General features: G+C 48.7%; 19 protein-coding genes. 11 read left to right on the top strand and 8 right to left on the bottom strand.

Annotation, left to right across the window (positions count from 1 at the left end):
- Positions 1-1,598: 1,598 nt before the first annotated feature.
- The 6 genes from C9J01_RS24685 to C9J01_RS24660 form a co-directional block, all read right to left on the bottom strand.
- Positions 1,599-2,597, bottom strand: coding sequence for a porin (locus tag C9J01_RS24685; RefSeq protein ID WP_107300775.1), 999 nt, complete (start codon positions 2,595-2,597; stop codon positions 1,599-1,601).
- Positions 2,598-2,964: 367 nt separating this feature from the next.
- Entirely contained in the window at positions 2,965-3,567 is a 603-nt protein-coding gene (recR, locus tag C9J01_RS24680) for a recombination mediator RecR (RefSeq protein ID WP_107300774.1), read from the bottom strand.
- 3 nt (positions 3,568-3,570) lie between these two features.
- The gene (locus tag C9J01_RS24675; RefSeq protein ID WP_107300773.1) at positions 3,571-3,900 is read right to left on the bottom strand and encodes a YbaB/EbfC family nucleoid-associated protein; all 330 of its coding nucleotides are present in this window, start codon (positions 3,898-3,900) and stop codon (positions 3,571-3,573) included.
- A gap of 27 nt (positions 3,901-3,927) precedes the next feature.
- Entirely contained in the window at positions 3,928-6,186 is a 2,259-nt protein-coding gene (gene dnaX / locus C9J01_RS24670) for a DNA polymerase III subunit gamma/tau (RefSeq protein ID WP_107300772.1), read from the bottom strand.
- Positions 6,187-6,338: 152 nt separating this feature from the next.
- Positions 6,339-6,884: an adenine phosphoribosyltransferase gene (gene apt, locus C9J01_RS24665; protein ID WP_107300771.1), complete on the bottom strand. Its 546-nt coding sequence runs from the start codon at positions 6,882-6,884 to the stop codon at positions 6,339-6,341.
- A 145-nt stretch (positions 6,885-7,029) separates the two neighbouring features.
- A complete protein-coding gene (locus C9J01_RS24660) occupies positions 7,030-7,419 on the bottom strand; it encodes a YbaN family protein (protein ID WP_107300770.1) in 390 nt (129 codons plus the stop codon).
- Between the two features lie 483 nt (positions 7,420-7,902).
- On the opposite strand from C9J01_RS24660, the gene C9J01_RS24655 reads away from it, so the two are divergent.
- The gene (locus tag C9J01_RS24655) at positions 7,903-8,268 is read left to right on the top strand and encodes a TraR/DksA C4-type zinc finger protein (protein WP_107300769.1); all 366 of its coding nucleotides are present in this window, start codon (positions 7,903-7,905) and stop codon (positions 8,266-8,268) included.
- A 62-nt stretch (positions 8,269-8,330) separates the two neighbouring features.
- Here the strand turns inward: C9J01_RS24655 and C9J01_RS24650 are convergent, their stop codons facing one another.
- Positions 8,331-8,972, bottom strand: a complete 642-nt coding sequence (locus C9J01_RS24650; protein ID WP_107300768.1) for a YccT family protein — start codon at positions 8,970-8,972, stop codon at positions 8,331-8,333.
- Between the two features lie 110 nt (positions 8,973-9,082).
- Positions 9,083-10,051: a porin gene (locus tag C9J01_RS24645; protein WP_107300767.1), complete on the bottom strand. Its 969-nt coding sequence runs from the start codon at positions 10,049-10,051 to the stop codon at positions 9,083-9,085.
- A 538-nt stretch (positions 10,052-10,589) separates the two neighbouring features.
- On the opposite strand from C9J01_RS24645, the gene dinG reads away from it, so the two are divergent.
- From dinG to C9J01_RS24595, 10 genes are all read left to right on the top strand, one after another.
- The gene (gene dinG / locus C9J01_RS24640) at positions 10,590-12,668 is read left to right on the top strand and encodes an ATP-dependent DNA helicase DinG (RefSeq protein ID WP_107300766.1); all 2,079 of its coding nucleotides are present in this window, start codon (positions 10,590-10,592) and stop codon (positions 12,666-12,668) included.
- A gap of 37 nt (positions 12,669-12,705) precedes the next feature.
- Positions 12,706-13,479, top strand: a complete 774-nt coding sequence (locus C9J01_RS24635) for a sulfite exporter TauE/SafE family protein (protein ID WP_158264597.1) — start codon at positions 12,706-12,708, stop codon at positions 13,477-13,479.
- Positions 13,480-13,506: 27 nt separating this feature from the next.
- Positions 13,507-14,058 carry a primosomal replication protein gene (locus C9J01_RS24630; protein ID WP_107300765.1) on the top strand — a complete coding sequence of 184 codons (552 nt, stop codon included), beginning with the start codon at positions 13,507-13,509 and terminating at the stop codon, positions 14,056-14,058.
- Positions 14,058-14,981, top strand: a complete 924-nt coding sequence (locus C9J01_RS24625; RefSeq protein WP_107300764.1) for a histone deacetylase family protein — start codon at positions 14,058-14,060, stop codon at positions 14,979-14,981. The genes C9J01_RS24630 and C9J01_RS24625 overlap by 1 nt, the downstream gene beginning before the upstream one ends.
- A 28-nt stretch (positions 14,982-15,009) precedes the next feature.
- Complete coding sequence (gene rsmS, locus C9J01_RS24620; RefSeq protein WP_107300763.1) at positions 15,010-15,183, top strand: pleiotropic regulatory protein RsmS; 174 nt, start codon at positions 15,010-15,012, stop codon at positions 15,181-15,183.
- A gap of 240 nt (positions 15,184-15,423) precedes the next feature.
- Entirely contained in the window at positions 15,424-16,884 is a 1,461-nt protein-coding gene (locus C9J01_RS24615) for a hypothetical protein (RefSeq protein WP_146157115.1), read from the top strand.
- Between the two features lie 165 nt (positions 16,885-17,049).
- A complete protein-coding gene (locus C9J01_RS24610) occupies positions 17,050-17,463 on the top strand; it encodes a hypothetical protein (protein WP_237157064.1) in 414 nt (137 codons plus the stop codon).
- Between the two features lie 111 nt (positions 17,464-17,574).
- Positions 17,575-18,873: a TolC family protein gene (locus C9J01_RS24605; RefSeq protein WP_107300760.1), complete on the top strand. Its 1,299-nt coding sequence runs from the start codon at positions 17,575-17,577 to the stop codon at positions 18,871-18,873.
- Between the two features lie 8 nt (positions 18,874-18,881).
- Positions 18,882-20,450, top strand: coding sequence for an efflux RND transporter periplasmic adaptor subunit (locus tag C9J01_RS24600; RefSeq protein WP_107300759.1), 1,569 nt, complete (start codon positions 18,882-18,884; stop codon positions 20,448-20,450).
- The gene (locus C9J01_RS24595) at positions 20,447-23,575 is read left to right on the top strand and encodes an efflux RND transporter permease subunit (protein WP_107300758.1); all 3,129 of its coding nucleotides are present in this window, start codon (positions 20,447-20,449) and stop codon (positions 23,573-23,575) included. Before C9J01_RS24600 ends, C9J01_RS24595 begins: the two co-directional genes overlap by 4 nt.
- Positions 23,576-23,617: the final 42 nt, after the last annotated feature.

Here is a 23,617-nt window from a genome sequence, read left to right as displayed (position 1 = left end):
CTTAGGTCTTACTTGCAGCAGTCCCGCTACTATGGTGCTCCCTGCATCATTCCTTTGAATTGCTGTAATCCGTCAGCAGATTCCTTTTATTCTTCGTCCTGAAGTTGTCCCTTGGCCTTCCTGACCCGTCAGCATATCCTGTACTGACTCTCAACATCCTTCCTGGAGGTGTCCCTGACTTCGTCCTGAAGTAGTCCTTGTGTCATCCTGACTGGTAAACATCCTGCCTACCGTTTGCCGTTCCTCGGCTGTCCCTTCACAGTCCTTGTTCGATATACAATCCTAGTACACCGGCCTCATCCTGAGACTCCCCTAATCCTTGGGTATTTCCTGTTCCGTTCCGTCAGTTCCTTCCGACACCTATAAATATACGCCGATCAGCCTAATTAAGTAGCCATTCAGGAATAACGTCTCACATGCAATACTGTTGAAACATCCCCAATTCAACATAAAAATAAATTAAAACAATCACTTAACCCCATAAATGGCGATTAAACCCCATACTAATCACCTCAATATCCCACGAGCTTGTAAGAGATCTCGCACAAAGGCGATAGAGTATTGGGAAAAAGAGAGGGAACTTGGGACTTGGGACTGCAGGCAGCATTCGATACAGACTTACCAACTGGCAGCTCTTTCTTTGCTCTTGCTTTGCCTAGGACCAAGGGCCCGTTCTTCCTAGAACCAGTCCGGTATTCAATAAGAGAAGTGATGAAGCTAAAGCGCTTAAATGGGGCTATAGGAAGTGTTTTTGCTGACGCAAAAAGAACGGGCGCAACTTTCGTTGCGCCCTTAGGTCTTACTTGCAGCAGTCCCGCTACTATGGTGCTCCCTGCATCATTCCTTTGAATTGCTGTAATCCGTCAGCAGATTCCTTTTATTCTTCGTCCTGAAGTTGTCCCTTGGCCTTCCTGACCCATCAGCATATCCTGTACTGACTCTCAACATCCTTCCTGGAGGTGTCCCTGACTTCGTCCTGAAGTAGTCCTTGTGTCATCCTGACTGGTAAACATCCTGCCTACCGTTTGCCGTTCCTCGGCTGTCCCTTCACAGTCCTTGTTCGATATACCATCCTAGTACACCGGCCTCATCCTGAGACTCCCCTAATCCTTGGGTGTTTCCTGTTCCGTTCCGTCAGTTCCTTCCGACACCTATAAATATACGCTGATCAGCCTAATTAAGTAGCCGCTCAGGAATAATGTCTCACATGAAATACTGTTGCAACATCTCCTCTCCAACACAAAAACAAATTAAAACAATTGCTTATCATCATAGGTGACGATTAAGCCCCATGCTAATCACCTCAATATCCCACGCGCTTGTGAGAGATCTCGCACAAAGGCGATAGAGTATTGGGAGAAAGATGGGGTGCTGGGTGCTGGGTGCTGGGTGCTGGGTGCTGGGTGCTGGGTGCTGGGTGCTGGGTGCTGGGTGCTGCAAGATATTGAAAAGATTATAAAAGGTCAAGTTTTTTGCTTTGCTTTTGCTCTCCCCAGGAACTAGGACCTTCTTTTCCAAGGACCTTTCCTTCACAAAACAAAAAAGGGGGAAGCCAAGCTTCCCCCAAACACAATGAACAGTCTAGCAAATATCTAAAATTAGAAGTACAGACGCATACCGATTGTGAATGCGTTGTCGTCTTGTAGTTCGTTTACTGAGTCTTGCTTATCAAAACTCATATCAGCGTATTCCATGTAAGAAACCACTTGGCTGGTTAGCCAGTAGTCTGCACCGATAGTGTACTGATCAAGCTTGTTGTTTAGCGTATCGTAATCTACATAATCATAGACACCATAAACACCGAAGCCCATTGGGAAGTCATAACGAGCCATTGCACCAATACCAGTACGCTCATCACCCAGTAGATCATAATCAGAGTACATTGCTGCTACAGATAGGGCCTGCCACTCGTAAGTTGCGTTCAATGTCCAAGACGTATCTTTGTCTTCGCCATTTACTTTTTGAGTACGTTCAGACTGAGTGAAAGTACCTGATAGACCCAGACCAAAATCAGAGCTCCATGCAGCACCCAAAGCAAATGCCTGATCGATGTCTAGGCCGTCGCTCTCTGTACCCGTGTGGTACTGTGCCATTACTGTAAAGTCATTGATATCAATCTTGTACTGGATACCGTTGGTCAAACGATCAGTGGCTGTATCGTCTGATTTGATGTTCGCCGTACCGCCGTATTCCCAGGTGATATCGTACTGACCAGCCAATGTATCTTGTACTGCTGACATACGACCCATACGGAACTCACCGAAGTCACCACCGATAGCAACCGAACCAAACTTCAAGAATTCTTCGTCATCCTCACCATCACCGCTTTCTGGGATGATGTTGAATTCAGATAGCACATCACCATTCACGTACATGTTATTGTCCATGAAATACGTCATGCTTAGGCCAAGCTCAGTACCTTCACCAGTGAAAGTACTGTCAGCACCCATCAATGCATTATCAGTGGTCTCGTAACGAGCACGTAGGTTACCGTACACGCTTACAGATAGATCATCTGACTTATAAACTTCTGCCGCCATTGCTGACGCGCTAGCCACTACCGAGCCAATTACGGCTGCAACTACTGTCTTTTTCATGTTCACTCCTAATCGTTCCCTGACCTTAAAACAGTCGAAAACTTGGTATTAATTTTTTTATGTGATACGCCGGAAATGACCGTTCATTTACAACTATCAACAGTCATCACCGTGCAAGTAACGCTAATATTTAATACATGAAAACAATCAGTTATGAACAAAAATACTCTTAAAGAATATTTTGATAGAAATTATTAGAAAACAACTTTTGCTAAAAACTAAATTTTTCTTTAGCCCTCTAAAACAGCTAAATTTGGCTTTTTAAGTCATTGATAAGACAGGAAAGTGAAAAAATGACAAAAAAATACCAACGGCAGGCGTTGGTATTTTTATGAATTAAGTTTATATAAAACAAGTTTTATATCTATCAGTACAGTTTTTGTCGCCCAGCAAGAGAGTGGGACAAAGTTGTACCGTCGACGAGCTCAAGCTCGCCACCAACAGGTACCCCGTGGGCAATCCGCGAAGCTGGAATCGAGTACTCACTACAAAGCTCAGCAATGTAGTGGGCTGTCGCCTCCCCTTCTACCGTTGGGTTGGTAGCCAATATCAGTTCGCTGATCTGCTCGTTCTGCAAACGGAATTCCAGGGTATCCAAGCCAATATCGGATGGACCGATACCATCGAGTGGCGATAGGTGCCCCATAAGTACAAAATAACGGCCTGAGAACTGTCCTGTCGCTTCGACTGCAACGATATCTGCCGGAGTTTCCACCACACAGATCTCACCGCTTTCCTGGCGACGTGGGTTAGAGCAGATTGCACACACTTCTTCCTCGGTAAAAGTCCGGCAATCACGGCAGTGACCGATTTCGGTCATCGCCTTACTCAGGGCATCGGCCAACTGCAGGCCACCCTGTCGATTTCTCTGTAACAAACTGAAGGCCATACGTTGCGCTGACTTGGGACCGACCCCAGGCAGGCACCGTAAGGCCTCCATCAGTTGTTCCAGTAAGTGACTGGTACGCATTAATTAGAATGGCATCTTAAAGCCGGCTGGTAGGTTCATACCGCCAGTTACGCCTGCCATTTTTTCTTTCTGCGCTTCTTCGATACGGCGCGCTGCGTCGTTGAACGCTGCCGCAATCAGATCTTCCAGCATGTCTTTGTCGTCTTCCATCAAGCTTTCGTCAAGCTCAACACGACGTACACTGTGGCTACCAGTTAGAGTCACTTTTACCAGGCCAGCACCAGACTCGCCGGTCACTTCCATATTCGCGATCTCTTCCTGCATTTGCTGCATGCGCTCTTGCATCTGCTGCGCCTGCTTCATCATGTTAGCCATACCGCCTTTACCAAACATATCATCTCTCTCTGTGGTCTGGTTAATCTATAAGGGTCTTACGCTATCTTCATCAAGTACAGCAGAAAACCGCTGACAAATGAAATTCACGTTGGGATCAGACATCAAACTTTGCTTGGCCTGATCCAATTTTTGTTGATAAATCGCCTCACGCCACTCAAGCGGCGAACGGCCTTTATCACTCAATTCAATTTCTAGCGACACGTTCTCGGCAAACAGTTCGTTCATTGCCACCGCCAGTTGCTCACGTGCCTTCGGGGTATCCAGGTGTTTCTGAGAAGGGCGAAGACATAATTTCACCTGATTATCTTCTCTTTCGAACGCTGAATTAAGTGCCAGTTGCTGAACCATACGTCCAACATTGAGCTTAGTCACCCAATCCGACCAACTATCCTGATTTGCTGCTTCCTTGACAAGCACTTTCACCATTTCCGGTGTTTTTTCATGCTCTAACGCTTGTTTCAAAACGGTAGGAGCAACAACTTGCTGAGTTTCATTCTGCTCAGGAAGCATAGTCGGGCGCCACTGATACTCGGCGGCTTTGTTATCCGCCTGTCCCATGGCATCTGGCTGCGTTGCCGCAGTGATCGGTGCACCCGGTACCGGCATCGCATTTCCAGTAGCTTTTACCTGACCGTTTTGCTTGTTGGCAATACGTTCAAGCACGCTGCTGCTTGCAACTTTTCTAGCCCGTACCGGTTCACCCTTTTTTCCGGAGCTTGGCGCACTGCCGTCCCGCTTGGCTTTGCTGCGTAGCTGGTTTCTCGCAGCCAATAGCCCGGATGCAGACGAACTCTGTGCTTCTGGGCCAGAAGCCGGATGACTTGCCATTTGAGGCTGCCCCTGCACAGGTGCTTGCTGAGCCGCTTGCTCCATATTTGAAGCGGGCATAGTCGGCGCAGGCCCATAGCCATCAGGTTGAGGGGGCATATGTTGATCATAGTGCGGCTGAGCCTGCTGCTGGGGGTATCCCTGAGCCGGCATGCCTGAATTCTGCTGAGGCTGTGAAGCTGGACTCTGTCCGTTGCTCATCTGCGCCTTCAGGGCTTGCACCCGCTGGATCCCCTGACCAGATGGCTGAGCAGCTTGCTGCGCCTGCACCTGCTGCCTCGGGGCCTGTTGACCTGACGTTTGCTGCACGGGCGCGGCTGCGGGCTGTGTTGCAGGCACCGAAATTGGCTGTGGCGTGACAGTGCTTACTGCGACTGGCCTGAAAGCCAGCATACGTAGCAAGACCATTTCCAAACCAGTACGGCCATCTGGAGCAAATGCCAGATCTTGGCGTCCCTGAAGGGCTATCTGATAACACAGTTGCACTTCTTGTGGCGAAACCGCCTGGCTCAGCGCAGTAATTCGCGCAGCATCAGGGGCACTGTCATCCAATGAGGCTGGTAGTGCCTGGTGCATGGCAACACGGTGAAGTTGGGTCGCCATTTCACGAAGCAAGCTATCCCACTCAACACCAACGGAGGCCAACTCTTCAAGGCAGGACATCGCAGGTTGGGCTTCGCCCCCAGCCACAGCTTCAAGTAAATAAAGCGCCTGCTCGGTATTTAACGTACCCAGCATTTCCGACACGGCATCAGCCTGTACCTGACCATTACCCAAAGCAATAGCCTGATCTGTCAGGCTTAGTGCATCTCGCATACTGCCTTCAGCGGCACGAGCCAGCAGGCTCAGAGCCCGAGCGTCGAACGTAATTTCCTCTTCACCCAGTACCTTTTCCAGTTGCTGCTGGATCTGGCTATTGTCTAGATGCTTGAGGTGGAACTGCAAGCAACGGGAAAGGATCGTCACCGGCAACTTCTGCGGATCAGTCGTCGCCAAAATAAACTTCACGTATTCTGGCGGCTCTTCTAGGGTTTTCAATAAGGCGTTAAAACTATGACGCGAGAGCATGTGCACTTCGTCAATCAGGTAAACCTTATAGCGTCCACGCGCAGGTTTGTACTGGACGTTATCCAGTAGCTCTCGGGTATCTTCAACCTTGGTGCGCGATGCGGCATCGATTTCCAGTAGATCGACAAAGCGGCCTTCATCGATTTCCCGGCAAGTTTCACACTGGCCACATGGCGAGGCCGTTACGCCTTGCTCACAGTTCAAGCCTTTAGCGAAAATACGGGCGATCGTGGTTTTACCAACCCCACGTGTTCCACTGAACAAATACGCATGGTGAAGACGGTTATGGGCAAGCGCATTGGCCAATGCCGTCAAGACATGGGACTGACCGACTACATCATCAAACTGGTGCGGGCGCCATTTACGAGCCAGAACCTGATAACTCATGTTAACTAACCTTACAGAATCAAGAACTCAATGCTAGCACAGGGAGGATTTTTGGGCGAGAGGACGCTCCCACGAGCGCCCAATGATTAGCCAAGTCCCCTGAGAAAGTATGACTCAGAGGAACATGAAATAGCTAAATCAACGAAAGAGAATTAGTGACCGTCAAAGTCACAGATGCTGAACACATTCAGGTCAATGCCTTTCAGGCGCTCTTCACCACCAATATCAGGTAGGTTGATAACGAAAGCAGCATCTTCCACGATACCACCTAGGCGGCGTACCAGCTTCGTAGTCGCTTCGATGGTGCCACCGGTTGCTAGCAGATCATCAACTAGCAATACCTTGTCGCCTTCTTTGATCGCATCAACGTGGATCTCTAGGGTATCTTGACCATATTCAAGCTCATAGCTCTCGCCAATTACTTCACGTGGCAATTTACCCGGCTTACGAACCGGTACAAAGCCGACACCTAGCTCAAGTGCAAGTGGTGCACCGAACAAAAACCCGCGAGCTTCAGTTCCGATCACTTTGGTGATCCCTTTGTCCTTGTAGCGATCGATAAGGATCTGCATAGTTGCACGGTATGCTTCTGGATCTTCCATCAGGCTCGTGACATCGCGGAACAGGATCCCTGGCTTTGGATAATCAGGGATGGATTTGATGCTATTTTTGATCAACGCGAGCTTTTCTTGAGTCATAATCTTTTTCCATTAAACAATACGGCAGCATGATCACAGGCCACCGAAAAACTGGTTCAAATAGTAGTTTTTTTCCCCAAGCGGAGCAAGGATTGTGATGCACTCATCGCTGATAGGATGATCCAGATAGCATCAATCGAAGGCGTTAGAGCGACTCTCCCTGCGGCGCAGGGTCGTCCCTCTCAGGCAGGCGGTTAAACCAAACCAGCAAGACCACCAGCATGGTGACCAACATCGCTTTGTGCCAAAGCAAAGGGACAAGGTAAATAGATAAGGCAAAACTGGCCACAATCATAATATTTGCCCGCCGTTTAACCTGTTTGGAGACCGCACGGTGGTGGTGCCAATTGTGCAGAATAGGACCAAATTTAGGGTGGTTGAGCAACCAATGGTTCAACTTTGGCGAACCACGCATAAAGCAAGCGCTGGCTAGCAGTAAAAAAGGCGTTGTCGGCAGCAGTGGCAAAAAGGCGCCAAGTAGCCCCAGGGCCACACAAATCCAACCACACAACAACAGAAGTGTTTTTCTAACCATACTGCTTAACCATTCTTTGTAACTTGCTCAAACCCTTTATACGAGTTTATACCTAATGCTAGCGCAAACAAAAATACCAACATCCATATCTTGTCAGTATGAATTGTTGGTATTTGTTTCAGGATTAGCAGACTTGCCGAACTTGTTACCTTGCCTTACGACGACAGCATGCCAACCCAAGTCAGGATAGCGGGTAGCGTCGGCAATGACAGCACGGCAATAAACCCGAAGAAATATTTAACGTTGTATGGATCTTGAAATCCCTGCTCCATGGTACACTTCCTTTATTGACTGATTACCTATTAATGGTTCATTGACCATCTTTTATTAATACCGCCAATATAGCGGAATCACCCTCTAACAAAAACCGAGAGAATTTAGGGTTATTGTCATACAACCCCATAATTGTTTGATTCAAATCACAATCGTTCTCAGGAATCGTCTTAGACTGAAATAATCACTAATAACAACAATGAAAGGCTTATGACAACGTCAGATAAAGTTTACGAGCAGCTGCAACAGCGCCTGGAGCAAGAGCACGGGATGTTGTCACGCGAGCTCAAGCACGAAATGCTACTCAATACCCTGGTACCATCGGCAACCGCGATTGAGAATGCAGAGCTTAGCGAATTGATCGTAATGGCCAAATCCTCCTTTATTCCCAACCTGTTCGATTTGGCAACCCGGATGGAACGAGTCGACGCCGCAGTATGCTCGGTCAAACTCGGAATGTACGGACTTTGCGTGGATTGCGAAGAAGAGATTGCAATCGATGATCTTGAACAAGATCCAGCCCAGCCACGCTGCAGCAGTTGCCGCGAGCACAGCCGCTACCACCACGACAGCTAAAACGACAATAAGCGGGATCTCCCGCCTATTGTTTTCTGCCATCTCACGTATCTATATCGGCCTTATTGAGCTGACTGCTGTTTTACCCACTGCTCAAAAGCAGCTCTTTCCTCAGCATTGGCCTTGCTATACCAAAGCTTAAGCTGGACAAATGCATCGCCAGTGATGCTCACTTCCCCTTTATCGCTCACTTCGACGGCTGCCTGCTCTAGGTCAACCGCATAACCTTCTTCGAAGGTAATACCGTTCTCACGGTTATAATCTGCGACCAAACCTTCCATATCGCTATAAGCGGCAAAGCCTTTACCCTGCAGCTCAACATGATCAAGAGTCCGGGTAGTACCATCAGCCAACTCAAGCTGCCACTCAGGTCCGCGCTGGAAGTAGGCTTTCGCTTGGCTCATTGTAGACAGACGAGGCAATACAATCGTGGCATCTTGCTTGGGCACGTCCATCTCAAAAAGGTAAGGGCGTGTGGTAAATATCTTGTTTTTCGAGCCATCTCTCAATTCACCATCAAAGCGTACCACCACCTGATGACGGCCTTCTGTCAGTTCGATACTGTCTGCTTCAGACCAAAATGATGAATCAACTTTTTTGCCATCGACTACCAACAACTTAATGTTGTCGCCAGTACTCAACGTGGCTGCCTGCAGGCCCAACGGCAGTACCAATAACCCTAGAGTCACTAACCATTTGTTCATTGTTATTCCCTTACTAACTGTCATAACACAATTTTGTCATCACTAAGATAACAAAAAGCCGCCCAGGGGAGGCGGCTTTTTTAGGAGAGTTTTCTTATCGTAGAAAACGATTAGAAGATTACTTCCATACCTACTAGGTAACCCATATCCAAGTCTTTTGAATCTTGGTCAGCCCAACCTAGTTCACCGTAAACTTTCACGTTGCTGTGTAATTGGTGAGTGATGTTACCGTATACGTTGTCGATTGTATCGTTTGAAAAATCATCATCAATACGGTTGTAACCTAGAGCAAATGTGTTTTTGCCCATGGTGTAAGAACCAGCTAGCTCGATTGCATCTGCATCAAAATCTGTGCTACCACCAATTTTTTCTTCAACTTGGCCGTAAGATGCCGCGAATGCCCACTGGCCCATTACGTATTCAGCTTCAATGTTGAATGCATCTGTTTCTTCTTTAGTTGTGCCAGTACCAGCTTCAAATGTGTAGTAGTAAGCACGTACATCGAAGTCTGCAAAGCGCGCACCGATACGACCATCAGTGATAGTACCATCGTTACCTTGGAAATCAGTACCATCAGCGTCTAGGTCATGAGAAAGACCAAAGTAGAACTGACCGTTATCGAATACGTACTTGATAGTTTCGTTACCTTCAGCACGGCCAAAACCGATTTGCTCGAAACCTAGTTCGTAATCTTTACCGATACCAGCATCATCAGCAATCAGTAGCTGACGACCGAAAGTTAGCGTACCGAAGTCGCCGCCAAGACCAACCCAAAGCTCATCATTAGATACGTTTGATTTGCTGTCATCAAAATCTAGAGGTGCTTCAAATCTAAAGCCAAGGCCAGAAACTACGTTTAGCTGGTCGTTTACTGCGATAGTAGTGTTTAGCTGTAGGTCACCGTCATCAATACGGATACCTGCGTCGTTGTCATTGTTTTTGTCTTGGATCTTCTGGATGTACTGAACTTCAGCTGCACCAGAAAGGTCAACGATAACGCCGTTTGCGTCGTATAGGTTAATGCCAGCTTGTGCTGAACCTGCTGCTAGTACTGATAGTGCTAGAAGAGTCTTTTTCATGATATCCACTGCCTTTTCTTATTTAGACTGGAATTCCTGTTTCCAGAATTCCTTTTCTTTTTTTATCCCCAGTTTTCCATGCCTTATAAACATACAACGCATTAAGAAAACTAAAGAGTCGAAATTTATGGAACTCATCCTGACAGAAGATTCCTCTTCATGTCAAATCTTCTAAAGGCGAACTAAAAAAACATCAACACCCATCAAATTCAACAACTTACACAACACCTGAATGCTAATTGAGCATTGTTTTTATATAAAAAATGTCTATTCATAAAAAAGTAACCTGCAAAATATCAACACAAAAAACTACAAATTTAGCAAAATAAAGCAAATAGAAGCACAAAACACCATGACTAGCAGATATTTGTGGTGATTTAGGGTTGAAAACGAGTTGCACAGATCCGCTTTTAACTAGTTCAATCTTATTTCGTGAACTGGTTCTCATTTTTAAAAGGCAAATAACAAAAACCTGCGAGCGGTCACATTCAGATGTTCGTGCTATACTGCGCGCCCCTGTCCCGATGAAGTTTCAGTTATGCTACACAACCAGATAAAGAGTGATATCAAGCAGTGCTATGAAAACCTGAGCAACCAACTCGATAACTTTATACCTAGAAGGGCTCAAAACTATCTGGTGGCAGAAATCGCCAAGACCTTGGGTGGGGAATACCATGCCAAACACCGCATGCTGGTGGGTGAAGCAGGAACTGGGATCGGTAAATCTCTCTCCTACCTATTAGGTGCAATTCCTTTTGCTGTGTTCAATAACAAAAAGGTGTTGATATCCACCGCGACTGTGGCCCTGCAAGAGCAGCTCATCAACAAAGATTTGCCGCTATTCAACCGTATTTACCCTAAAGAGTTCAGCTTTATCCTCGCCAAAGGCCGTCAGCGCTATTGTTGCAACCATAAATTGGAGGCCAGCTGTAGTAGTGATGAAAATCAACAGGTTAGCTTGTGGGAAGAAAAACCTAAAAAGGCTGATTTAGATCTTTTGAAGCGGATGTTGAAAGCCAGTGAGAGCGGTAAATGGGACGGTGACCGTGACAGCTGGCCAACAACCATTCCAGATCGCGTCTGGCAACAGATTGTCGCCGACAAACACAGCTGTCATTCCGGCCTACCCAAACACCGGGACTGCCCGTTTGCCAAGGCTCGTGAGCACCTAGAAAAAGCCGACGTCATTATTGCCAACCATGCCCTATTGATGGCTGATATTGAATTGGGCGGCGGTATTATCTTGCCTGAGCCGGAAAAAACCATCTATGTGATTGATGAGGCACACCACCTGCCCCAAGTCGCGCGTGACTTCTCATCAGCCGCGGCGAGCTTGAAAGGGGCCGCTAGCTGGCTGGAAAAGCTCAATCAGTCTGTTGGTAAACTGGCAGAATTGGCCGATTACAAGAAATCTGGCCGCTTCCAGACCGCATTGAGCGAAAACATCGCTTTACTGATCCCGTCACTGCGTCAAATCGCCAGTAATATCGACGAATCGCAGTTCAATAAAGATGGTGTCTACCGGTTTGAGCATGGCGAGTTGCCAGCCTGGCTACAAGAAGAAGCCAAAGGCTGTAAAGATGCTAGCAAGAAAGCCTTGCAGGCACTGGGGAAAATCCACGATTTGATTTCCGAACGCAGCAAAGACAATGAAATCTTGCCTCGGGTTGGTGAGCAGGCACTTGCCGAGTCTGGCTTTTATCTACAACGGCTAGAAAACCTTGAAAAAGTCTGGACCTTAATGGCCCAGCCTAACAAGGACAAAGGCGCACCTTTGGCTCGCTGGATAGAAAAAAGCCCAGACCGTGAAAATGACTACATCATTGAAGTCTCACCGCTTGAAGTCGGCCATCGTCTCGACCAACTGTTGTGGAGCCGCGCCGTGGGTTCAATATTAGTGTCTGCGACCCTGCGAGCCTTGAACCAATTCGATTATTTTTGCCGGCAGGCGGGAATATTCGAGAAAGAAGCTACCCGCTTCTTGGCGCTGGCTTCGCCATTTGACTACAAGAACAACGCACGTTTGGTGATCCCGGCCTTGCCACTTGAACCTCAGGCAGAAAAGTTTACTGATTTGCTTATCGACACCTTGCCGGAATACCTTGAGGGGGAGACCGCCAGCTTGGTGTTGTTCTCTTCCTATTGGCAGATGAACCAAGTCGCGGACAAATTACGGCCATTGGCTAAGAAAAACCGCTGGGAGCTGCTCATCCAAGGTGAAGAATCGCGCCACATCATCCTAAAAAAACATAAAGAGAACTGTGAAAAAGGTAAAACCAGCATTTTGTTTGGCACTGGAAGCTTCTCTGAAGGGCTTGATTTACCAGGTAATTTACTCAAAAACCTGATCATCACTAAAATTCCTTTCGCGGTTCCTACCTCTCCGGTAGAAGAAGCCCATGCCGAATATATCGAAAGCCGTGGCGGTAACCCGTTTTTGCAAATTTCAGTTCCAGAAGCGAGTAAAAAACTGATCCAATCCGTCGGCCGCTTGCTACGTAAAGAAGAAGATACTGGCCGAGTAGTACTCCTCGACCGTCGGGTGATCACTCGACGTTACGGTAAAGCCCTGCTCGACTCGTTGCCACCCTTCGAGCGTGTCATCGAGCACGTCTAACCCAGATCGCTGTCACGATTACTGATAGAAATTGATGATGATTGAAATGATTGAGCCAGGAATGTGGCTCTTACTTGGATTGGTTGCCTTACTTGCCGGATTTATTGATGCGGTCGCCGGTGGCGGTGGCATGCTAACTGTCCCCGCCCTGCTCTCTATTGGTTTACCTCCGCATATTGCACTGGGTACCAATAAACTGGCGGCGACATTTGCCTCTTCAACGGCCGCTTGGACCTATTATAAAAAACAGCTATTTTCACCGTTGTTTTGGCGCCAATCCTTTATTGCCACGCTCATTGGTGCCATCGGCGGGACCTTGGTTGTCGATTTGCTCTCGACAGAGTGGCTGGAAAAAGCGTTGCCTTTAATCATTCTCGCGACAGCCGTGTACACTGTTTGGCACCCCCACCCTAAGGGAGACAAGCATAGCTTGCCCGAGAAATCGGCCAGTCTGACCCAAAAGCAATGGCTACAAGGTACCAGCTTGGGCTTCTACGATGGTGTGGCTGGTCCTGGGACTGGGGCATTCTGGACGGTTTCCAATATGGCCCTTTACCGGTTGGATATCCTGATGGCTTCAGGCCTTGCCAAGGCCATGAATTTCACCAGTAACCTGACCTCTTTGGTGACTTTTGCTATCTTAGGCCATATCAACATTGTATTGGGTCTGACGATGGGGGTTTGCCTGATGCTCGGTGCTTATATCGGCGCCCATTCAGCCATCCGCTTCGGCTCGCGCTTCATCCGCCCAGTCTTTGTTACCGTTGTTATTATTCTGGCAGTCAAACTGGCCTTGCAGGCTTGGTTTTAATCCGCCGCTGTCACTTGGAGTTATTCCGTGCTTGATTTCCGACGACTGGAAGATATTGCTACCCAGCTAGCTCATGAAGCGGCCAGTACCGACCGTAAACGTGGTGAAGCTCCGCGCCCATTATTCGATGAGCAGCTGTTTCATTGCCGAAGTAAATTACTGGTACCTTGCGTAAATGAAATTCGTGACGAGATCCGCGCCCTCAACCGGGAGCACAAAGCTGGTAAACTACACCCTAGCCGCACCCAGCATGTTTGTGAGCGTATCGTGTCTCAGATCCAGGCTGTACAACGTGAGTTAGCAACCCAGCAAATTCGTAAAAATGAACCTAAGCGATCTGCAGGCTGGCGCAAACCTATCCATGAACTCTACCAAGATCTTGCCCAGCACCAAGATTGGGAAAGACGTCTGGCGGCAATGCAGCGCGACAAAGAACTGATGATCGCCCGCTGCACGACACTTGCTGAACAACAAAAAATGCAAAAAGAAGTGTTGGCGCTCGAAGGCCGTTTGGCTCGTTGCCGCACAGCACTCGCCAAAATAGAAAAAGACATCAGCTTGCGGGAGCGTAAAGGCTAATGGCACTTCACCTGGTTTACCACCCAATATATTCACAGCTAGAATTGCCACCAGAGCACCGCTACCCGATAAACAAGTACCGGATGCTGTATCAGCACCTGGATCAAGAGTTGGATTTCGAATCGCACCCTGATTTGCAACTGCATCAACCACAAGCTGTCAGTGTTGATGAAGTCAAACAACTTCACCATCCTGACTATATCGATGCATTGTTTGGTAACACACTTCCAGCCGCAAAAATGCGCCGAATAGGTTTTCCGTGGAGCCCGCAGCTTATCGAACGAACCTTGACCTCTTCCGGTGGCACCAAGTTAACGGTTGATTTGGCCTATCAGTATGGCATCGGTATTCACCTCAGCGGCGGCTATCATCATGCCCATCATGATTTTGGTAGTGGCTTTTGTTTGGTCAACGATCTCGCTCTTGCCGCCCGCCATGCAATGACGCTTGATGGTATCGATAAAGTCATGATCGTTGATTGTGATGTTCACCATGGTGACGGCACCGCAACCTTATTGGCGGATGATCCTGACATCATCACCTTTTCCGTACACTGCGACAAAAACTTCCCGGCCCGCAAACCCGATTCCGATATTGATCTCGCCTTGCCGAGAGAGACCACAACCGAAGAATACTTGGATGCCTTTGGTGGCTTGCTGCATCTTGCTCTGGCTCAACACCAACCGGATATGGTGATATACGATGCTGGCGTCGATATCCACCAGCAAGATGAGTTGGGTTATTTCAATGTCTGTACAGACGGGATCTACCAGCGGGATCACTTGGTACTGAGCCTATGTGATCAGGCCGGGATCCCTGTCGCGGCTGTTGTCGGAGGCGGCTATCGTAGCGAGCACCAGCATCTGGTCAACCTACATGCCCAGCTTATATACTCCGCATTAGATGTACTAGCCAAGCGCTAGCCCTTTTACTTACCTTTGAACGAGCACTATGACTGAACCCACCCCATCATCACTCGACAATGCACCTGAAGACATCAAGCTCGCTGTCGATCTCATTTACCTTCTCGAAAGTAACGAGATAGACCCAGAAACAGCACTCTCTGCCCTCAAGATAGTCAAAAGTGATCTAGAGGCAAAAGTTAAAGCCAAACAAGGGAAGTAACCACTTCCCTTTCCTTCATCCGTCAAATAAATCACACTCTCGCCAAGTTGCGCTGTCCTTTACTACCCAGCACCACCCCTGACACCTCATCACCCGAGTATTCACCCCGAATAAAAGGGCATTATAAAAGTCAGCATTAACGTCAAAATAATGGCACAAACAAACCACTCCTTTTTGGCTATATATATTTCAATATTTAATAGCTCAAAAGAAAAAATATTATATTAATAAGTATTTATCTTGTTTTTATATCGTTCTACAATTCTTTCCTTCAAGAAAACTAATAATAATTCTTTATATTATTTTAACTCATATACACCAATTGGAGCCGTAATGAAAAAGGGACTAACATTAACAGCCATTGCTGTTACTGTACTTCTATCGGGCTGTGCATCAGATTCCGATGCGACAAAAACTCTTCCGCTAGAAAGTAATCAATCGGAAGCATCAACCCAAATCCACTCAATCGCAAACCAAATCAGTCAAGCTGAAGAAAAACATAACAACGCAAAGTCTGATGAACTTCAATGGTTTGCAACCAAGCACTTTCAACAAGCAGACAAAGCGTTGAAAGAAGCAAAAGAATACTACGCAGTGTTTGAAACTGACCCGAGTAAAGCCCATAGTAGTACAGGTTTCTTTAGCTCGAGAACCAATCTACAAGCCTCAGAAGAAGCATTGAATCAATTTAATCTCAGTATTGCCAAAGCCGAAATGATTCGTGAAAAAGCATTATCTACTTTAGATGAAGCTTTTTCTTATCGCGCTCAGTTGCAGTCTTTGAATGTTAATAAATATTATCCAAAATCCAATGAGCGGTTAGAATCTCAGTTAAAAACCTTGGTTAACTATATTGCTGATGACCGAGCTGAACGGGCAACATCAGGTCAACCGGATCTTGTCAGCAAGCAACGTGCACTTGAAGTCAAAACCGTTACTCGGATTTACCTTTCGGAAGCAAAAAAAGAGCTCGCACGCCTGAAAAATAGCAATACAGCACTTCATGCGCCTGATACCTTAGCCGTTGCCTCTACTCGAATAACGGCAGCAGAAGCCTTTATCGGTGCAGAGCCACGTGCCTATGGCAAAATTGAAGAAAAATCGGCTGACGCCGAATTTGCACTCAAGCATGCCGAGCATATTGCTGATGTTGTGCAAAAACTTAAAGCACTTCCAGAAAAAGACTACGAGCGTCATGTTCTCGCCTTCGAAAAATTGCTGGTCAATATTTCTAAGGCCCTAGGTAGCGATGATCTGCGTGACAACCCAATAAACCAACAGGGCAAACTGCTTGTCTCCCTGATTGAAGAACAAAAAGCTCAATCTAGCGAAGGGGAGCAAAATCTGCAGAATATCCTTGCACAGCTATCAGAAGAGCAAGAGAAAGTTAACGACCTAGAAGCATCTCTGTCAGACGAGAAGCAAGCAAACTTTCAATCAGGCGAGAAAGTAAAACAGCTTGAAACTAAGATTGCGGAGCTCAATGCATCTCTCGTTGCCGCTTACACCATAAAAGCGGATCACGCTGTAAAAGCCGAAGCCAGTACCGAGGCAAACCCAGAGAACCTTGAAGAAGCGGTCACCATTGCTGCTGCCGAGGAAGAGCAAGTCGCCATAGAAGCGGTTGCCGAAGAGGCTGCTGAAGTAGAAACGGCTCCGCAAAAACTGACTGCGGATATTGAACCGGATACTGCCAGCTAATCCTTAAAAGCGTATCAAAAACAAGAAGTGGCTAATTTGCCACTTCTTTTTTATTGACCTTTCCCTAGGGGCAAGGTTTAAACTTGCTGAAGTATTGTACTTTTTTGTGTCTTGTTGATGACCTTTCGCCGACCACATAACATGCTGGCTCTACTTATGGTGTTGATGATTAGCCTAATTATCAACCCAGCTTTTGCTATGCCTGGTCACCAGCTAATGTTTTATCAGCAGTCCACAACGGGTCACCATACCAACTCTGATATCTCTTCTGCCCAAGAGATGCCTGCAGTCCAAAATCCATCTATGGCCCACGCCGGTTCTCACCACCCAGTTAAGCAGCAGGAAATGCTCCACTGTAATGACTGTAGTAGCGGAACAATGATGGACTCAGACCATTGCGGTAATGATGGGGACAGTAAGCACTGCAAAAGCTGTAATAGCAGCCATTGCCAGTATTCTGCCCTACCGGTATTCCATCTCGCCCAGTCAAATTTATCCAGTCAAGAGGCCCCCCTGCGCTTGCTGGTAAGTGCCCCTATCTCACGCCAAGAGACTAGCCTCCGCCCCCCTATTCACTAATTCGAACTTTGTCGTCACTGGACATCGATACCTGAGATCCCTATACGTCTGTACGGTAACTCGCCATATCTATGCCCAGCCATTAGTTAATGTCGAATAAGTGAAAACAACATGCATAACAATAAGATCTACCGTGCGCTAGGCATGGTGTCTTTGATAGGTTTTGCGGCCAGCTCTTGGGCCAGCAGTGAACCTATCAACACGCTAGCGGCGCCAGCAACGTTACCAGGCTTAATTGAGTGGGCCGTTGAACACGATGTAGCCCAACAACAAATTCAGTACCAAGCCGATGCCATCAGTGAAATGGGCATCGCCAATAGCCAATTGATGGACCCGAAAATGAAAGTCGGCATCGGTGGTTTACCCGTCGATAGCTTTGCTTTTGATGAAGATCCTATGACCAATATTTCTGTGGGCCTCATGCAGCAATTTGGTCGCGGTAATAGCTTGTCTTTGCAGCAAAAACAGAGCCAGCAGCAAGCAGGCAGTGTTCGCAAGCAAGCGGATGTGCGCAAGCTGGATGTCACCAAAGCCATCACCACATCATGGATCGAACTGGCTTACCTCGAGCAAAGTCATCAGCTGATTAAACAAAACCAAGATCTGTTCCGCGAGCTTACCCGCTACCTGAGTACTAACTACGGTGTCGGGGCCAGTCAGGCGCAGGACTTGATCCAGGCTGAGCTGCAAGTCAACAAAATTGATGAGCAACTGCAGTCAAACCAGCAGATGCAGCAACGCCTCCGTGCCCAACTATCCGAATGGTTGGGCGAGCAAGCATGGCAGGTAAAACCCCATGCCTATCCGCAATGGCAGGTACTGAATACCTATTTCAACGCCTCTCCGCTGGACCATTACCCAGCGCTTGCCAGTCACCCGAGCATTCAAGTGGCTGATGAGCTGATCAAAAGTAACGAGACGGGTGTAGAGCTTGCCAACGAGTCCTACCAGCCGCAGTTCGGTGTCGAGGTGATGTATGCCCATCGCCAGGCGGACCGGATGGACGGCTCCCCTGCACCGGATCTTGTTAGTGCTTTTGTCACTGTGGATCTCCCGTTGTTCACAGAAAAACGCCAGGACAAAAAGCTGTCTGCCGCCCAGCATCAGGTTGGGGCAGCCAAAACCCAGCGTGATCTGATGTTGCGCCAGATGAATGCGCAAATCCGTGCTGCTGCCATCGACCGTGAGAACACTCTGCAACGTTTGGAGCGATACCGTTCAACGTTACTCAAACAAGCCAAAGAAAAAACCCAGGCTGTCGAGCGAGGTTATCAAAACAACACTAGCCAACTGGATGAGTATATCCGGGCCGCCAGTGAAGAATTGGTTATCGAACTAGAGCAGGCACGCCTTGCCGCCGACTTACAACAAGCAAATAACAACCTGGCTTACCTGCTGAACAAATATTAAGGGATACCATGAAACAGTCATTTTCTGTTGCCTTCATCGCTCTCGCCATCGGTGGCGCCCTGGGCTATTTCGCAAACGGTTATTTTGCCGACGGGCAATCAAGCAGCAACAATAAAGCCGCCAGCAATGAGCCGCTGTACTGGGTTGCTCCGATGGACCCGAACTACAAACTTGACAAGCCCGGCAAGTCACCAATGGGGATGGATTTAATCCCAGTCTATGAAGATGATCTTGCCGGCGGTAATGATGACCCGACAGGCACGGTTACCATCAGCCCTGCTGTCGAAAATAACCTTGGTGTCAAAACCACCCAAGTCAAGCGCCAGCAACTTGCACCGAAGATTGATAGCGTCGGCTATGTCAGCTTCGACGAAAGCCAACTGTGGCAAATCAACAGCCGGGTCAGCGGCTGGATCAAAAACCTCAGTGTCAACGCTATCGGTGAGCGTGTGCTGGCCGGACAGGTATTGTTCGAGGTCTACTCACCTGATTTAGTCCGGGCACAAGAAGAGCTTATCAATGCCAAGCGAATGGGCAAGGCCGTGCTGGTCAACGGTGCTAAGGACCGCTTGCATTCATTAGGTGTGGATAACGGCCAGATCAACGATATCCTACGCCGTGGCAAAACCCGCCAATACATCGCAATCAAAGCCCCTGCTGACGGCGTCATCGCGACCCTAAACATCCGGAATGGTGCTTACCTGTCGCCACAGCAAACCGTCATTAGCGGTGGCTCTTTGTCCGATGTCTGGGTTGATGCCGAAGTCTTTGAGCGACAGGCCCATTGGATCACACCGGGAACCAGTGCGGATATGTGGGTTGATGCCCTGCCGGGTAAAAGCTGGCAAGGCAAGGTCGACTATATCTACCCGATCCTCGACCCGGCAACCCGTACTTTGCGGGTGCGATTAAAATTCAGCAACAGTGAAGCCAACCTCAAGCCAAATATGTTTGCAAACCTCAACCTGATCCCTCAAACCAAGGAATCAGTCTTGGTGGTACCAGAGCAAGCCGTGATCCGTTCCGGAAATATGGCACGAGTTGTCCTTGCCCTTGGTGAAGGGAAGTACCGCTCTGCCCGCATTGAAACCGGCCGAACAGCGGCAGGCATGGTAGAGATTATTGATGGCCTAACAGCCAATGATACTGTAGTGACTTCAGCTCATTTCATGCTGGATTCTGAATCGAGCCAAAGTGCTGACCTGAGCCGGATCAATGCGCCTACCCCAACCGAGCCCGTCAATCAGGTCCACACCACCGGCGTGATCAAAAACATCATGCTGGGTCATAAAATGCTGACACTGGATCACCCACCTATCCCTGAATGGGGCTGGCCGGCAATGACTATGGATTTCACTGTCAGCGACGACAGCGATCTAAGCCAGTTGGTCGGAGGGCAGTCAGTCCGGTTTCTAATGACCAAACAAGATAACGGCCAATATACGCTGTCTGAAGTCAAAGTCGATGATGGGCAAAGTGGCGCCATGGATCACAGTACCATGGACCACAGCACCATGGACCATAGCACCATGGACCACAGCCCTCAGGCTCCAGCGAATCAGGAGGCTGAGCAATGATCAGTGCCGTGATTCGATGGTCAATACAAAACCGCTTTCTGGTTTTGGTTGCCACCGCTTTTTTGGTTGCTTCAGGCATCTACAGCGTCAAGCAAACCCCGATTGATGCAATCCCAGACTTGTCTGACGTACAGGTCATTATCAAAACCAGCTACCCGGGCCAAGCGCCGCAGGTCGTTGAAGATCAGGTTACCTACCCGCTGACCACAGCCATGCTGGCCGTACCGGGAGCCGAGACAGTACGGGGATATTCGTTTTTCGGTGACTCCTATGTGTATATCATCTTCAACGATGATACTGACATGTACTGGGCGCGCTCACGGGTACTGGAGTACCTAAGTCAGGTCACGCCAAACTTGCCCGATAGTGCCAAGCCCACACTGGGCCCTGATGCGACCGGTGTAGGCTGGATTTACAGTTATGTATTAGTTGATAAAACTGGCCAGCACGACCTGAGTGAGCTTAGAAGCCTGCAAGACTGGTTCCTGAAATACGAACTGCAAACGGTTGAAGGGGTCTCGGAAATCGCCACTGTCGGCGGTATGGTCAAGCAGTACCAAGTGCAGATTGACCCGAACAAACTGCGTGCCTACAACCTGACCCTGCAGCAGATAAACATGGCGATCCAAGCCGGTAACCAAGAAGCTGGGGCGTCTGTGGTCGAACTTGCCGAAGCGGAACATATGGTTCGTGCAACAGGTTATGTCTCTAACATTGACGACCTTAAGAGTCTGCCATTGAAAGTCACCGAGAAAGGCACGCCACTGTTACTTGGGGATATTGCCGATATCAACCTCGGGCCACAAATGCGCCGTGGGATCTCAGAGCTAAACGGTGAGGGCGAAGCGGTGGGTGGTGTTGTCGTCATGCGCTTTGGCGAGAATGCCCAGGAAGTGATTAGCAAAGTCAAAGACAAACTGGCGGATCTCGAACGCAGCCTGCCTGACGGGGTAGAAATCGTCACCACCTATGACCGCTCAGGCCTGATCGACGACGCGGTCAATAACCTGTATGAAAAACTCATCGAAGAGTTCATTGTCGTTGCTATCGTCTGTGCCCTGTTCCTGTTCCATTTCCGCTCATCTTTGGTGGTCATGATCAGTTTGCCGATTGGTATCCTGTCAGCTTTCATCATCATGCACTGGCAAGGGATCAACGCCAACATCATGTCGCTGGGAGGGATTGCGATTGCGATTGGGGCCATGGTCGATGGTGCTATCGTGATGATTGAGAACGTCCACAAGCACATTGAGCGAACCCCACTAACAGATGAAAACCGCTGGCAGGTGATCAGCCGGGCAGCCGAGGAAGTTGGCGCACCGCTGTTTTTCTCGTTGATCATCATCACCTTGAGCTTCGTACCGGTGTTTGCCCTTGAGGGGCAAGAAGGCAAGATGTTCTCACCACTAGCCTTCACCAAAACCTACGCCATGGCAGCAGCAGCCGGTTTGGCCATCACCTTGGTCCCGGTACTGATGGGTTACCTGATCCGTGGCAAAGTGATGCCCGAGCACAAGAACCCGATCAACCGCTTGGTGATTGCGCTTTATCGTCCCCTGCTGAATTTCAGCTTGGCTTTCCCTAAAACGGTCATTGTCATTGCACTGGCATTGATGGCATCAGCCTATTACCCAATGCAGAAAATGGGTAGTGAATTCATCCCACCGTTGGATGAAGGTGATTTGATGTATATGCCAACCACCTACCCGGGGATTTCCATCGGCAAGGCCCGTGAACTGCTGCAACAAACCGACAAACTGATCAAAACCATCCCTGAGGTGAAAACCGTGTGGGGCAAAATCGGCCGGGCAGAAACCGCTACCGATCCTGCGCCATTGACGATGATAGAGACCATTATCCAACTCAAGCCTAAAGAGGAGTGGCGTGAAGGCGTCACCACGGAAAGCCTGCGCCGTGAGCTGGATAATTTGGTGCAATTCCCGGGCTTGACCAACGCATGGGTAATGCCAATCAAAACCCGTATCGACATGCTGGCAACCGGTATCAAGACGCCTATCGGGATCAAGATTGCCGGCCCGGACCTGAAGCAAATTGAAAAAATTGGTTCTGATCTTGAAACCTTGCTGCAAAACGTAGAAGGCACAGCATCGGTCTATGCCGAACGGGTCGCCGGTGGCCGTTACATCACCATGGACATCAAACGCCGTGAAGCCGCCCGTTATGGTTTGAGCATTCGTGATATCCAGCAGGTGATCAGCACCGCAGTTGGCGGGATGAAGGTCGGTGAATCAGTCGAAGGGCTGGAGCGCTACCCAATCAATGTCCGCTATCCGCAGAGTTACCGTAACTCTTTGGATAAGTTACGTAACCTGCCGCTGGTCACCCCCAACGGTGCCCGTATTGCGTTGGCTGATGTTGCCGATATCCGCTTCGAAGACGGCCCACCGATGATCAAAACCGAAAACGCCCGCCCGAATGGCTGGGTCTTCATCGACATTGATGGCCGCGATCTGGGTTCCTATGTCCAAGATGCCCAGCAAGTGGTTGCGGAGCAACTTGCATTACCAGCGGGTTATTCGTTGGTATGGTCCGGCCAATACGAGTATATGGAACGGGCCAAGGCTCGGCTGACCGTCGTCGTACCTGCCACGATTGCCATCATCATGATGTTGCTCTATCTCAGCTTCCGCCGTGTCGGCGAGGTGATGATCATCATGGGCACCCTGCCACTGGCAATGGTCGGCGGTATCTGGCTGATGGAATGGCTCGGCTACAACTTCTCGATTGCTGTCGGTGTGGGCTTTATTGCCCTCGCCGGTGTTGCGGTCGAAATTGGCGTCATCATGCTGGTTTACCTCAACCAGGCCTGGAAATACCAATTGGAAGAAGCCGAACACGCCAAACAACCGCTTACACTTGCCTCACTCAACAAGGCTATTCAAGAAGGCGCTGGCTTGCGTGTACGACCAATCATGATGACTGTTTCCACCGTCATCATCGGCCTCATTCCCATCATGTATGGTTCGGGCACGGGATCAGAAGTGATGCAGCGCATTGCCGCGCCGATGATCGGCGGTATGTCCTCGGCACTGCTACTCACACTGGTGGTATTACCTGCCGCTTTCCAACTATGGAAGCGTTTTAGTTACAAACTAACGAAATAACAACTAACGATTATCCCGGTGCTCGGCACCGGGTAAGGATTT

This window comes from Photobacterium rosenbergii (assembly GCF_003026455.1).
GTDB lineage: Bacteria > Pseudomonadota > Gammaproteobacteria > Enterobacterales > Vibrionaceae > Photobacterium > Photobacterium rosenbergii.
The sequence above is the reverse complement of the archived record's forward strand: the minus strand, read 5'-3'. Positions and strand labels throughout refer to the sequence as shown.

Bases quoted from the DNA above. Each gene is read 5' to 3' on its own strand.
- dnaX (WP_107300772.1), bottom strand. From the start codon at position 6,186: ATGAGTTATCAGGTTCTGGCTCGTAAATGGCGCCCGCACCAGTTTGAT.
- C9J01_RS24650 (WP_107300768.1), bottom strand. From the start codon at position 8,972: ATGAACAAATGGTTAGTGACTCTAGGGTTATTGGTACTGCCGTTGGGC.
- C9J01_RS24625 (WP_107300764.1), top strand. From the start codon at position 14,058: ATGGCACTTCACCTGGTTTACCACCCAATATATTCACAGCTAGAATTG.
- rsmS (WP_107300763.1), top strand. From the start codon at position 15,010: ATGACTGAACCCACCCCATCATCACTCGACAATGCACCTGAAGACATC.
- C9J01_RS24600 (WP_107300759.1), top strand. From the start codon at position 18,882: ATGAAACAGTCATTTTCTGTTGCCTTCATCGCTCTCGCCATCGGTGGC.
- recR (WP_107300774.1), bottom strand. From the start codon at position 3,567: ATGCGTACCAGTCACTTACTGGAACAACTGATGGAGGCCTTACGGTGC.
- C9J01_RS24605 (WP_107300760.1), top strand. From the start codon at position 17,575: ATGCATAACAATAAGATCTACCGTGCGCTAGGCATGGTGTCTTTGATA.
- apt (WP_107300771.1), bottom strand. From the start codon at position 6,884: ATGACTCAAGAAAAGCTCGCGTTGATCAAAAATAGCATCAAATCCATC.
- C9J01_RS24635 (WP_158264597.1), top strand. From the start codon at position 12,706: ATGATTGAAATGATTGAGCCAGGAATGTGGCTCTTACTTGGATTGGTT.
- C9J01_RS24685 (WP_107300775.1), bottom strand. From the start codon at position 2,597: ATGAAAAAGACAGTAGTTGCAGCCGTAATTGGCTCGGTAGTGGCTAGC.
- dinG (WP_107300766.1), top strand. From the start codon at position 10,590: ATGCTACACAACCAGATAAAGAGTGATATCAAGCAGTGCTATGAAAAC.
- C9J01_RS24675 (WP_107300773.1), bottom strand. From the start codon at position 3,900: ATGTTTGGTAAAGGCGGTATGGCTAACATGATGAAGCAGGCGCAGCAG.
- C9J01_RS24655 (WP_107300769.1), top strand. From the start codon at position 7,903: ATGACAACGTCAGATAAAGTTTACGAGCAGCTGCAACAGCGCCTGGAG.
- C9J01_RS24610 (WP_237157064.1), top strand. From the start codon at position 17,050: ATGATTAGCCTAATTATCAACCCAGCTTTTGCTATGCCTGGTCACCAG.
- C9J01_RS24660 (WP_107300770.1), bottom strand. From the start codon at position 7,419: ATGGTTAGAAAAACACTTCTGTTGTTGTGTGGTTGGATTTGTGTGGCC.
- C9J01_RS24595 (WP_107300758.1), top strand. From the start codon at position 20,447: ATGATCAGTGCCGTGATTCGATGGTCAATACAAAACCGCTTTCTGGTT.
- C9J01_RS24645 (WP_107300767.1), bottom strand. From the start codon at position 10,051: ATGAAAAAGACTCTTCTAGCACTATCAGTACTAGCAGCAGGTTCAGCA.